Origin of the sequence: Noviluteimonas gilva, assembly GCF_009740395.1 — a bacterium.
GTDB lineage: Bacteria > Pseudomonadota > Gammaproteobacteria > Xanthomonadales > Xanthomonadaceae > Noviluteimonas > Noviluteimonas gilva.
Genome location: NZ_WOXT01000001.1, coordinates 1,301,059 through 1,313,644, shown reverse-complemented (window position 1 = coordinate 1,313,644; position 12,586 = coordinate 1,301,059). Strand labels below are relative to the sequence as shown.

General features: G+C 65.9%; 10 protein-coding genes. 5 read left to right on the top strand and 5 right to left on the bottom strand.

Annotated elements, in window-relative coordinates; genetic code table 11:
• Positions 1-84 precede the first annotated feature (84 nt).
• From pilB to coaE, 4 genes are read left to right on the top strand one after another with little or no spacing between them, the layout of a single operon-like run.
• On the top strand, positions 85-1,809 hold the full coding sequence (gene pilB, locus GN331_RS06275; RefSeq protein WP_156641041.1) for a type IV-A pilus assembly ATPase PilB: 1,725 nt from the start codon (positions 85-87) through the stop codon (positions 1,807-1,809).
• Between the two features lie 26 nt (positions 1,810-1,835).
• Positions 1,836-3,104 (top strand): type II secretion system F family protein, encoded by a 1,269-nt coding sequence (locus tag GN331_RS06270; protein ID WP_156641039.1) that lies wholly within the window; start codon positions 1,836-1,838, stop codon positions 3,102-3,104.
• 5 nt (positions 3,105-3,109) lie between these two features.
• A complete protein-coding gene (locus tag GN331_RS06265; RefSeq protein WP_156641037.1) occupies positions 3,110-3,973 on the top strand; it encodes a prepilin peptidase in 864 nt (287 codons plus the stop codon).
• A 4-nt stretch (positions 3,974-3,977) separates the two neighbouring features.
• A complete protein-coding gene (coaE, locus tag GN331_RS06260) occupies positions 3,978-4,601 on the top strand; it encodes a dephospho-CoA kinase (protein WP_156641035.1) in 624 nt (207 codons plus the stop codon).
• Here coaE and GN331_RS06255 read toward each other — a convergent pair.
• From GN331_RS06255 to GN331_RS06245, 3 genes are all read right to left on the bottom strand, one after another.
• The gene (locus GN331_RS06255; protein ID WP_156641033.1) at positions 4,590-5,528 is read right to left on the bottom strand and encodes a Nudix family hydrolase; all 939 of its coding nucleotides are present in this window, start codon (positions 5,526-5,528) and stop codon (positions 4,590-4,592) included. The genes coaE and GN331_RS06255 overlap by 12 nt on opposite strands.
• Position 5,529: 1 nt before the next feature.
• The gene (secA, locus tag GN331_RS06250; protein WP_156641030.1) at positions 5,530-8,268 is read right to left on the bottom strand and encodes a preprotein translocase subunit SecA; all 2,739 of its coding nucleotides are present in this window, start codon (positions 8,266-8,268) and stop codon (positions 5,530-5,532) included.
• A 177-nt stretch (positions 8,269-8,445) separates the two neighbouring features.
• On the bottom strand, positions 8,446-9,378 hold the full coding sequence (locus GN331_RS06245) for a M23 family metallopeptidase (RefSeq protein WP_156641029.1): 933 nt from the start codon (positions 9,376-9,378) through the stop codon (positions 8,446-8,448).
• Here GN331_RS06245 and GN331_RS06240 point away from each other — a divergent pair.
• Positions 9,377-9,844, top strand: coding sequence for a DciA family protein (locus GN331_RS06240; protein WP_156641027.1), 468 nt, complete (start codon positions 9,377-9,379; stop codon positions 9,842-9,844). The genes GN331_RS06245 and GN331_RS06240 overlap by 2 nt on opposite strands.
• Positions 9,845-10,069: 225 nt before the next feature.
• Here GN331_RS06240 and lpxC read toward each other — a convergent pair whose 3' ends face one another.
• Both lpxC and ftsZ read right to left on the bottom strand, forming a co-directional pair.
• Positions 10,070-10,978, bottom strand: a complete 909-nt coding sequence (lpxC, locus tag GN331_RS06235) for a UDP-3-O-acyl-N-acetylglucosamine deacetylase (protein ID WP_156641025.1) — start codon at positions 10,976-10,978, stop codon at positions 10,070-10,072.
• 283 nt (positions 10,979-11,261) lie between these two features.
• The gene (ftsZ, locus tag GN331_RS06230) at positions 11,262-12,500 is read right to left on the bottom strand and encodes a cell division protein FtsZ (protein WP_156641023.1); all 1,239 of its coding nucleotides are present in this window, start codon (positions 12,498-12,500) and stop codon (positions 11,262-11,264) included.
• Positions 12,501-12,586: the final 86 nt, after the last annotated feature.

The following is a 12,586-nucleotide window of genomic DNA, read 5'->3' as shown; positions in this document are numbered from 1 at the left end:
CCGCCAACGACCGGAATAGCGACGGCCATCCGTTGTGTGACGTGGGGTTTGCGGTATCTTCGACACAAGTATTGGGGGAAAGACATGGCGACCGTTGCTTCCGCCAACCTGGTGGGCATCACGGGCATTGCCCGGCGACTGGTCATGGACGGCGTGCTGGACGAGGCCCGCGCCCGCGAGGCGATGGACCAGGCCACCCGTGAGCGCAAGCCGCTCGCGTTGTTCATGGCCGAAAAGAAAATGGTGACCTCCGCCCAGCTGGCCGCGGCCAACTCGGCCGAGTTCGGCATGCCCATCTTCGACGTGAGCTCGCTGGATCCCAACCAGTCGGCCATCAAGCTGGTGAGCGAGGAGCTCGTCCGCAAGCACGGTGTCCTGCCGCTGTTCAAGCGCGGCGGCCGCCTGTTCGTGGGCCTGGCCGATCCGACCAACAGCCACGCGCTCGACGAGATCAAGTTCCACACCAACCTGGCCGTCGAGCCGATCCTCGTCGACGACGACAAGATCCGCCGCACGATCGACCAGTGGCTCGAGAACGCCGACGCCCTCGCCGACGAGATGAACGACAGCGAGGGCCTCGAGAACCTCGAGACCACCGGCGGCGACGACGACCTGTCCAACGACTCGGGCGTCGACGCCAAGGGCGACGACACGCCGGTCGTGAAGTTCATCAACAAGGTGCTGGTGGACGCCATCCGTCGCGGTGCATCGGACATCCACTTCGAGCCCTACGAAACCGAATACCGCGTGCGCCTGCGCATCGACGGCCTGCTCAAGCAGGTCGCCAAGGTGCCGGTGAAGCTGCACTCGCGCATCGCCGCGCGACTGAAGGTCATGTCGCAGCTGGACATCGCCGAAAAGCGCATCCCGCAGGACGGCCGCATCAAGCTCAACCTGTCCAAGTCCAAGCAGATCGACTTCCGCGTGAGCACCCTGCCCTCGCTGTTCGGCGAGAAGGTCGTGCTGCGTATCCTCGACGGCGGCGCCGCCAAGCTGGGCATCGACAAGCTCGGTTACGAGGAAGACCAGAAGAAGCTCTTCGTCGAAGCGGTGCTCAAGCCCTACGGCATGGTGCTGGTCACCGGCCCGACCGGTTCGGGCAAGACGGTGTCGCTGTACACCGCGCTCAACATCCTCAACGACGAAACGCGCAACATCTCCACCGTCGAAGACCCGGTCGAAATCCGCGTGCCGGGCATCAACCAGGTGCAGATGAACGTCAAGCGCGGCATGACCTTCGCCGCGGCGCTGCGCTCGTTCCTGCGACAGGACCCGGACGTGATCATGGTCGGCGAAATCCGCGACCTGGAGACCGCCGAGATCGGCATCAAGGCCGCGCAGACCGGCCACATGGTGCTCTCCACGCTGCACACCAACGATGCGCCGCAGACCATCGCGCGCCTGATGAACATGGGCGTGGCGCCCTACAACATCACCTCGTCGGTCACGCTCGTCATCGCCCAGCGCCTGGCGCGCCGCCTGCACGACTGCAAGCGCGAAGTGCACCTGCCCGACCACGCGCTGCTGGCCGAAGGCTTCAGCGCCGACGAGATCCACTCCGGTTTCAAGCTCTACGAAGCCGTGGGCTGCCCGGATTGCACGGAAGGCTACAAGGGCCGTACGGGCATCTACCAGGTCATGCCGATGACCGAAGAGATCCAGGACATCATCCTGACCGGCGGCAACGTGATGCAAATCGGTGAAGCCGCGCAACGTTCCAACGTGCGAGACCTGCGTCAATCCGCATTGATGAAAGTGCGCAACGGCGTAACCAGCCTCGCGGAAATCAACCGCGTGACGAAAGACTAACGAGACAGGGATTGGGGGAACGCCGCATGGCCGTGACCAAGAACGCAGCACGTACCGCCGCCAAGCAACCGACCGCCGTCAGGCGCGCCGATGCCATGCCCATCTTCGTGTGGGAAGGCAACGACAAGCGCGGCGTCAAGATGAAGGGCGAGTCTTCCGCGCGCAACGCGAACCTGGTGCGCGCCGAGCTTCGCAAGCAAGGCATCACCCCGACGGTCGTGAAGGTGAAGACCAAGCCGCTCTTCGGCGGCGGCGGTTCGCGCGTCACGCCGAAGGACATCGCGGTGTTCTCGCGCCAGATCGCGACCATGCTCAAGTCGGGCGTGCCGATCGTGACCTCGATGGAAATCATCTCGGGCGGCCAGAAGAACCCGAAGATGCGCGACCTGGTCAACAGCATCCGGACGGACATCGAGAGCGGTTCGTCGCTGTCGGAGTCGCTGAGCAAGCACCCGGTGCAGTTCGATGAGCTCTATCGCAACCTGGTCAAGGCCGGCGAATCCGCGGGCGTGCTCGACACCGTGCTCGACACGGTCGCCACGTACAAGGAAAACATCGAAGCGCTGAAGGGCAAGATCAAGAAGGCGATGTTCTACCCGGCGATGGTCGTCGCGGTGGCGTTGCTGGTCAGCGCGATCCTGCTGGTGTTCGTGGTGCCGCAGTTCAAGGAAGTCTTCGCGAACTTCGGCGCCGAGCTGCCGGCCTTCACCATGCTCGTGATCAACCTGTCCGAGTTCATGGTCAAGTGGTGGTGGTTGCTGGGCGCGGTGATCGCGGGCGCCTTCGTCGCCTTCTTCATGTTGAAGAAGCGCTCGATGGCCTTCGCGCACTTCCTCGACCGCCTGATCCTCAAGCTGCCGGTGATCGGCAAGATCATGCACGAGGCGGCGCTGGCACGTTTCGCACGCACACTCGCGGTGACCTTCGCCGCCGGCGTGCCGCTGGTGGAAGCGCTCGACACCGTCGCCGGTGCCACCGGCAACACGGTGTACGAGAAGGCGGTCCTGCGCATCCGCGACGACGTGTCGGTCGGTTACCAGGTCAACCTGGCGATGAAGCAGACCAACCTGTTCCCGCACATGGTGGTGCAGATGACCGCGATCGGCGAAGAAGCCGGCGCGCTCGACACCATGTTGTACAAGGTGGCCGAGTTCTACGAGATGGAGGTCAACAACGCGGTCGACGCGCTGGCCTCGCTGCTCGAACCGATCATCGTCGTCATGCTCGGCGTGATCGTGGGCTCCATGGTCGTCGCCATGTACCTGCCGATCTTCAAGCTCGCCTCGGTCGTCTGACCTGAATGGCGTTCCTTGACCAGAACCCCGGCCTCGGCTTTCCCGCCGCGGCCGCGTTCGGGCTCGCGCTCGGCAGCTTCCTCAACGTCGTCATCCTGCGCCTCCCGCGCCGGCTGGAATGGCAGTGGCGGCGCGACAGCCGCGAAGTGCTCGGCGAGCCGGAGGAATACGATCCGCCGCCGCCGGGCATCGTCGTCGAGCCCTCGCACTGTCCGCACTGCAAGCATCGCCTCAGCTGGTACGAGAACATCCCGCTCGTCAGCTGGCTGGTCCAGGGCGGCAAGTGCCGCCATTGCCGCGCGCCGATCTCGATGCAGTACCCGTTCGTCGAAGCGCTGACGATGGTGCTCGTGCTCGCCTGCGTGTGGCAGTTCGGGTTCGGCTGGCGCGGTTTCGGCGCGGTGCTGTTCACCTGTTTCCTCGTGGCGCTGGCGGGCATCGACCTGCGCACGCGCCTGTTGCCGGACCAACTCACGCTGCCCTTGTTGTGGCTGGGGTTGATCGCGAGCGTGGAGAACGTCTACATCGGGCAGAAGGCCGCGCTGCTGGGCGTGATGGCCGGTTACTTCTCGCTCTGGTCGGTGTATTGGGTCTTCAAACAGCTCACCGGCAAGGAAGGCATGGGCCACGGCGACTTCAAGTTGCTGGCGGCCATCGGCGCCTGGGTGGGGCTCAAGGGCATCCTGCCGACGATCCTGGTGTCGTCGATCGTCGGCGCGATCATCGGTTCTGCGTGGCTGGCCATGAAGGGCCGCGACCGCGCGACGCCGATTCCCTTCGGCCCCTATCTCGCCATCGCCGGCTGGATCGCGTTCTTCTGGAGCGATTCGCTGGTCGATGCCTACCTGTCCTTCTTCGGTCTGAAGTAAGGCGATGGCCGCGGGCGGCCCGGTGTTCGCGATCGGCCTGACCGGCGGGGTCGCCTCGGGCAAGAGTGCAGTGGCGGCGTTGTTCGCAAAGCGCGGCATCGCAGTGGTCGATGCGGATGTCGCCGCGCGCGACGTGGTCGCGCCCGGGCAACCGGCGTTGGCGGAAATCGCGCAGGTGTTCGGTGCGGACGTGTTGCAGGCCGACGGGCAACTGGATCGGGCGGCGTTGCGTCGCCATGTGTTCGGCGATGACGGCGCGCGTCGGCGCCTGGAAGCGATCCTGCATCCCCGCATTCGCGTGATGCTCCACGACGATGCGCAACGCGCACCGGGGCCCTACTGCATCGTTGCGATCCCGTTGCTCGCCGAAGGTGGCGGCCGCGCGGTGTATCAGTGGCTCGCCCGCATCCTGGTGGTCGACGTGCATCGCGACATCCAGGTCGCGCGCGTCATGCGACGCGACGGCATCGACGCGGTGCTGGCCGAACGCATGTTGGCGGCGCAGGCGAGCCGCCAGGCGCGGCTGGCGATCGCGGACGACGTGGTGGTGAACGATGGCGCGCTCGAGGATCTCGATGCGCACGTGGCGGCGCTGGATCGGCGCTACCGCGCCCTCTCAACCCCATAAGGCGCGAATCGCCGCGATGCCCTGCGCGCCATGCGCGCGTGCGATCGCGATGTCTGCGATGCCCATCCCGCCGATCGCATAGATCGGCAGCGCAACGTCCTCGCGCAACGCCGCGAATCCTTCCCATCCGAGCGGCTGGCCCTCGGGATGCGTCGCCGTCTCCGCGATCGGGCCCAGCACCGCGAAGTCGCAACCGATCGCTTCGGCGCGCCGCAGGTCGTCGAGCGTGTGGCACGACGCACCGACGCGCTGCTCCTTCGGCAACGGCCGCGTGTCGAATTCGGCCAACTGCGCCGATCGCAGATGCACGCCGACGTCCATCGCCTGCGCGAGTGCGATGTCGCCGTTGATCAACACCTCCGCACCATGGCGGCGACATGCGTCCACCGCGGCTTCGACCAGGCCGGCCCAGCGCGCGGGCGGGCAATGCGGCGCGCGCAGTTGCACGCGGCGGATGCCGGCGGTGAGCGAAGCTTCGAGTGATTCGAGCCACGCCGCATCCGATCCATTCGGCGCCGGCGTGACGAGATAACGATCCGGCTGCAGCAGTGCGGCGACGACGGGGATGTCCGCCGACGGCATCGCGTACGCACTGAGCGTATGCGGTGGCGCCCAGACGAGCGCCTGCCCTTCGTGTCCCTTCACCGTGCCGCGCCAACTGGCGACGTGGCGCACGTCCAGGCGCAGGCGCTTGTGCGGATAGCGCTGCGGCACCGCGATCACCGGCGCGCCGCAGGTGATGTCGATGCCGAGTTCTTCGTGGAGTTCACGGGCGAGCGCCGCTTCGGGCGACTCGCCGGGTTCGCGCTTGCCGCCGGGGAATTCCCAAAGGCCGGCGAGGTCGCGGCCTTCGGTGCGGCGTGCGAGGAGGATGCGGCCGGTCTTGTCGCGGATGACCCCCGCGACGACTTCGACCGGACCGCTCATCTCAGACGATTTGGCCGTGGCAGTGCTTGTACTTCTTGCCACTGCCGCAGGGGCACGGATCGTTGCGGCCGACGCGTTCGCTGCGGCCGGGCGGCAGCATCTCGAGCGTGGTCTGCGTGCCGGCGGCGACCTGCGCGGCTTCTTCGTCGGCGCCCAGCCCACCCGTCTCGGGGTGCTGGAACTGCATCTGGCGGGCCATCGCTTCGGCGCGCGCGCGATCGGCGGCTTCGGCCTGCGCGATCTCCGCTTCGTCGCGAATGCGCACGCGGGCGAGCAGCGAAACCACTTCGCGCTTCACCTTCTCGAGCATCTCGCCGAACAGCTCGAACGCTTCCTTCTTGTATTCCTGCTTGGGCTGCTTCTGCGCGTAACCGCGCAGGTGGATGCCCTGGCGCAGGTAATCCATGCGGCCGAGGTGTTCCTTCCAGTTCTGGTCGAGCACGTTGAGCATGATGTGCTTTTCCAGCATGCGCATGTTCTCGGGGCCGATCTGCGCCTGCTTGTCGTCGAACAGCTGCGCCAGGCGCTGCTGCACTTCCTTCGCGATGCCTTCGGCGTCGATTTCCTTGCGCTCGGCGACCACCCTGGCGATGCCGGGCTCGACGTTGAACTCGTTGTTCAACTCAGCGTCCAGGCCCTGCAGGTCCCACTGCTCGTCGATGGAGTTCAGCGGCACGAAGCGCGCGACGAGATCGGCCACGACGTCCTCGCGGATGCCGATGACGTTCTCTTCGACGCTGTCGGCGTCGAGCAGTTCGTCGCGCTGCTGGTAGATCACCTTGCGCTGGTCGTTGTTGACGTCGTCGAAGTCGAGCAGGTTCTTGCGGATGTCGAAGTTGTGGGCCTCGACCTTGCGCTGCGCGTTGGCGATCTGCTTGGTCACCAGCGGGCTTTCGATGATGTCGTCTTCCTTCAGGCCCATGCGCGCCATGACGCGCTGCACCCAGTCGGCCGCGAAGATGCGCATCAGGTTGTCTTCGAGCGACAGATAGAAGCGCGAAGAACCCGGGTCGCCCTGGCGGCCCGATCGGCCGCGCAGCTGGTTGTCGATGCGGCGCGATTCGTGGCGTTCGGTGCCCACGATATGCAGGCCGCCGGCCGCCTTCACCGCGTCGTGGCGCTGCTGCCAGGCTTCGCGCACGCGGGCCTTGTCGGCTTCCGGTGCGTCTTCGCCGAGCGCCTGGAGTTCGGCTTCCAGCGAACCACCGAGCACGATGTCGGTACCGCGGCCGGCCATGTTGGTCGCGATCGTCACCGCACCGGGGCGACCGGCGTTGGCGACGATGTGCGCTTCGCGTTCGTGCTGCTTGGCGTTGAGCACTTCATGCACGATGCCGAGCGCCTGCAGCTGCTCGGACAACAGTTCGGAGACTTCGATCGAGGTCGTGCCCACGAGCACCGGCTGACCCTTCGCGTTGCACTCCTGGATTTCCTTCGCCACGGCGCGGTACTTGCCGGCGCGGTTGAGGAACACCAGGTCGGAATGATCCTTGCGGACCATCGGGCGGTGCGTCGGGATGACGATGACTTCCAGGCCGTAGATGTTCTGGAATTCGTAGGCTTCGGTATCCGCCGTGCCGGTCATGCCCGAAAGCTTGCCGTACATGCGGAACAGGTTCTGGAAGGTGATCGAGGCGAGCGTCTGGTTCTCGCGCTGCACCGCAACGCGCTCCTTCGCTTCGACCGCCTGGTGCAGACCGTCGGACCAGCGGCGGCCCGGCAGCGTGCGGCCCGTGAATTCATCGACGATGACCACTTCGTCGTCGCGCACGATGTAGTCGACGTCGCGCTGGTAGATCGCATGCGCGCGCAGCGCTGCGTTGAGATGGTGCACGACGTGGATGTTCTGCGCGGCGTACAGCGCGTCTTCGTCGCCCTTGAGGACGCCGGCTTCGCGCAGCAGGTCTTCGACGTGTTCCATGCCCGCTTCGGACAGGTGGACCTGCTTGCCCTTCTCGTCGACGAAGTAATCGCCTTCGCTTTCCTCGGTCTTCTGGCGCGAGAGGTTGGGCACGATCGCGTCGATGACGTGGTACAGATCCTGCGATTCGTCGGCGGGGCCGGAGATGATCAGCGGCGTGCGCGCTTCGTCGATGAGGATCGAGTCGACTTCGTCGACGATCGCGTAATGCAGGCCGCGCTGGTAACGGTCTTCCTTCGCCAGCGCCATGTTGTCGCGCAGGTAGTCGAAGCCGAACTCGTTGTTGGTGCCGTAGGTGATGTCGGCGGCGTACGCGGCGTGCTTGTCCGAATGCGGCATGCCCGGATAGACCACGCCGACCGACAGGCCGAGCCAGTTGTACAACTTGCCCATCCACGCCGAGTCGCGGCGGGCGAGGTAATCGTTGACGGTGACCACGTGCACGCCCTTGCCTTCGAGCGCGTTGAGGTACGTCGGCAGCGTGGCGACGAGCGTCTTGCCTTCGCCCGTGCGCATTTCCGCGATCTTGCCCAGGTGCAGCACCATGCCGCCGATCAGCTGCACGTCGTAATGGCGCATGCCCATCACGCGGCGCGAGGCTTCGCGGCAGACGGCGAAGGCTTCGGGCAGGACCTTGTCGAGCGACTCGCCCTTGGCGATGCGGTCCTTGAACTCCGGCGTCTTCGCCTGGAGCTCGGCATCCGACAGCGCCTGCATCTGTACTTCGAGCGCGTTGACCTTCTTGACGATGCCCCCGAGCTGGCCAAGCAGGCGTTCGTTACGGCTGCCAAAGACGCGGGTGAGCAAGCTGTTGAGCATCGTGGGACACCAAATTCCGGGGAGTGGGCCGGGCACTCGCGAGGGAGGCCTTCGGCAATAAAAAAGGGCGCTGGGCGCCCTTTGTACGGCAACGCGGCATTGTAGCTGGGGACCGCGGCGGCGCCTATCAAGCCCGCATGTGACCGGGCGCGGCCTTCGGAGTTCCCAGATTCTGGATCAGCCCCGCGTGGCGGAGCGGTTGCCGGTCTGGCCCAGGAACTTGCGCGGATTCACGACGCGGCCGTTGTCCCACACTTCGAAATGCACGTGGGCGCCGGTGGAACGGCCGGTGGAGCCGGCCTTCGCGATCTGCTGACCGGCGCGAACCAGGTCGCCGACGCGGCCCATCAGGCGCGAGTTGTGCGCGTAACGGGTGACGTAGCCGTTGCCGTGGTCGATTTCCACGACGTTGCCGTAGCCCGAGCGCACGCCGGAGAAGCTGACCACGCCGTCGGCGACGGCGAGCACGGGATCGCCCACTTTCGCCTTGAAGTCGATGCCCTTGTGGAACTGGTGGCCGCCGACGATCGGATCGGCGCGGCCGCCGAAGCCGGACGTGATGTAGCTGTTGGCGATCGGATCGCGCGAGGGAACCGCGTTGCGATCGAGCTCGCGGTTGAACAGCAGCGCTTCCATCACGGAGAGCTGCTGGCCCGAGGCGGCATATTCCTTCTCGAGCGAGGTCAGCTCGCGATGCAGCTCGTCGCGGGGCATGTCGCGCACGGGGCCGGGACCACCGGTCGGGACCGGCTGTTCGAAATCGAACTCGCCGTCTTCGAGCTGGCCGGCGCGCGTCAGGCGCTCGCCGAGGGCGTTGAGGCGGTTGGCCTGGGCCTGGAGTTCACCCAGGCGCGCGGCCAGCGCATTGATTTCGCGTTGCGACGTCGCGCGCGTGGCGGCGAGTTCGCTTTCCTGTTTCTCGACCTTGGCCTGCAAGTGCGAGTTGTAGGCGCCGGCGATGCCGACCGAAGCGCCGAGCCCCAGCACGAGGCCGGAAGCGAGCAGAATGCCTGCGGCCACACCCGGACGACGCTGCGCGTTGTCCGAGAGGCGGTCGACGAGGCCCGTCGGCTGTCGGTGTCGATTGTTCAGTACGATTTTGAAGCTCATGTCGATTTCAGATCCCAAGTCCAGCAAGCCGAAGCCCGCACGTGCCAATCGAAACGCGGGTCCGCAAGCGCCCATGGAGGCGTTGCTCGCGGACGTCGCCTTCGATCCCCTGCGCCGTGCCTTATGGCTTGACGCGCTGGATCAGCGGTTGCGCCCTTCCCTGCCTCCTGCACTCGCTCCGCATGCGCGGGTGGCGAACGTCGACGGTGGCAGGCTCGTCTACGTCGTGGATGCACCGGTGTGGCGGGCCAAACTGCGGCTCGTCGCACAGGACCTCCTTGACGCGGCCCGATCCCTCGGGCTCGATGCGACCGAGCTGGTCGTCAAAACGACGACCCTCCCATTCCAACCGCCTGAGCGGCCGAAACCTAAAGTCACACCGATGTCGGCGGCTGCGAAACAAGCGTTGCAGTCCGCGCTGGCGTCCCTCGTGGATCCCAAAGACACGGGTTCCAAAGACTCCTGACTCTGGCCGGTCGATCCCCCCGAGTGCGTTTGCGAGGGAGGCCCGATTCGGCTTGGAGGGGATGCTACCCCGCCTTTTGCCCCCGATTCGCTAACGAATCATTCAGAATTCGTTAAACACTCGTTAAACCGACCAATCCGGTTCACAGATCGATCACGGAGGTGACCGCGCTGTCGGACGGGCATGCGGAAGGGTGTGAGGTCAACCCTTTGGGACAACCGCCGGTCAGGCGATGGCGGGGTTGCCGTAGACGACGGGCGCGGCGGCCGGGTCGTCGAAGGTCACTTCGTCCCAGGCCGAGGCATCGGCCAGGAGCGCGCGAACCAGCTTGTTGTTGAGCGCGTGGCCGGACTTGAAGCCCTCGAAGGCCCCGATGATCGGGCGGCCGGCCAGGTACAGGTCGCCGACGGCGTCGAGGATCTTGTGGCGCACGAACTCATCGGCGTAGCGCAGTCCGTCGTCGTTGAGGACGCGGAACTCGTCGAGCACGATCGCGTTGTCCATCGAGCCGCCGAGGCCGAGGTTGCGCTCGCGCATGAACTCCAGGTCGCGCATGAACCCGAAGGTGCGCGCGCGGCTCACTTCCTTGACATAGGAAGTCGTGGAGAAATCGACCTCCGCGCGCGACTGCGCAGCGGGAATGGCCGGGTGGTCGAAAACCACGGTGAAGCCGATGCGGAAACCGTCGTAAGGCTCGAAGCGGGCGACCTTGTCGCCGTCGCGCACTTCGACCGGCTTGCGGATGCGGAGGAAACGCTTGGGCGCGGACTGCTCGGAAATCCCCGCCGACTGCAGCAGGAACACGAACGGACCGGCCGAGCCGTCCATGATCGGCACTTCCGGCGCCGACAGGTCGACATACGCATTGTCGATGCCCAGGCCCGCGAAGGCCGACATCAGATGTTCGATGGTCATGACCTTGCCGCCGTTGGACGACAGGCCGGTGCACAACATCGTTTCGGTGACGAGCGATGCATCCGCGGGAATCTCGACGACCGGATCCAGATCAACGCGCCGGAAACGGATGCCCGTATCGACGGCGGCCGGACGCAGCGTGAGATAAACCTTCTCTCCGCTGTGCAGGCCCACGCCGGTCGCGCGGATCACGTTCTTGAGGGTGCGTTGGGGCAGCATCGTCGGCGTGCGATCTTGACTCTCGAACCTCGGACCGAGGCGGGGGATTCGAACGGACTGCGCCGGGGGCGCAGCGGCCGCAAAGGGTACCACGCGACCTGCTGAATGCTTCGGCAAGGCGTGGACGGAGCGTCTCGCGGACGTGCCTTGTGGGTGCGTCCCTAGGGTGCGCCGGGTTCGACCAGGACATGCCCGAAAGGGGTCGGCCGGTACGCACCGGCCGACCGAAGGACACGTCGCGGGGCCTGGCGCAGCCCCGCGGTGCTCAGCCGTTTAAAACTGCTCAGTCAGCCTGGCGACGCAGGAACGCCGGGATGTCCAGGTAGCTGCTGTCGCCACCGAAATCCGCCGCGGCCGGCTCGCTGCGATTGCCGCGCAGGTTGCCCGACGTCGCGTTGGAGAAGTTCGGCACGACCGGTTCGTTGAGGTTGGCCATCGCGTCGAAATCCGGCTGCCCGGTCGTCGCGTTGCGCACCAGCTTGATCGGCGAACGCACCATCGACTCGCGGCCCTGGTAGGCCACGCCGTGGTCGCGTGCCGGCAACGCCTGGCGCGACACCGCACGATTCAGGCCGGTGGCGACGACGGTGACGCGCACTTCGTCCTGCATCTCCGGATCGAGCACCGTGCCGATGACGACGGTCGCGTCTTCGGAAGCGAAGTTCTCGATCGTGCGGCCGACCTCGTCGAACTCCGCCATCGTGAAGTCCGGACCGGCGGTGATGTTGACCAGGATGCCGTTGGCGCCGGAGAGATTGACGTCGTCGAGCAGCGGGTTCTGGATCGCCGATTCGGCTGCGGCCTGCGCGCGATCGTCGCCGCGCGCCGCACCCGTGCCCATCATCGCCAGGCCCATTTCGGACATGACGGTGCGCACGTCGGCGAAGTCGACGTTGATCAGGCCCGGACGCACGATCAGGTCCGCGATGCCCTGCACGGCGCCGAGCAGCACGTCGTTGGCGGCGCGGAAGGCCTGGATCATCGTGGCGTTGCGGCCCAGGACGGTGATCAGCTTTTCGTTGGGGATCGTGATCAGCGAGTCGCAATGCTGGCTCAACTCGTCGATGCCCTTGAGCGCCACCTGCATGCGGCGACGGCCTTCGAACGGGAACGGCTTGGTGACCACCGCGACCGTGAGAATTCCCATCTCCTTGGCGAGCTGCGCGACGACGGGCGCCGCGCCCGTGCCGGTGCCGCCGCCCATGCCGGCGGTGATGAACACCATGTCCGAGCCCTGCAGCGCGTCCATGATGCGTTCGCGATCTTCCAGCGCGGCCTGGCGGCCGACTTCCGGATTCGCACCGGCACCAAGACCCTTGGTGACGTTGGAACCCAGTTGCAGCTGCAGCTTCGCGCCGCAGTTCTTGATCGCCTGCGAGTCGGTGTTCGCCGTGATGAATTCCACGCCGTCCACGCTGCTGTTGACCATGTGGGCGACCGCGTTGCCGCCGCCACCGCCGACGCCGACGACCTTGATCACCGCGTTCGGGGCCATCTTTTCAACCAGTTCGAAATGCGCCATGTCCGTGTCCTCTTATAAGTGTTTTATGAACCACGTATTGCGTACCGCAAAAATTTTCCGCCGCCGTCCTTCCGCCCTGCCCGCCT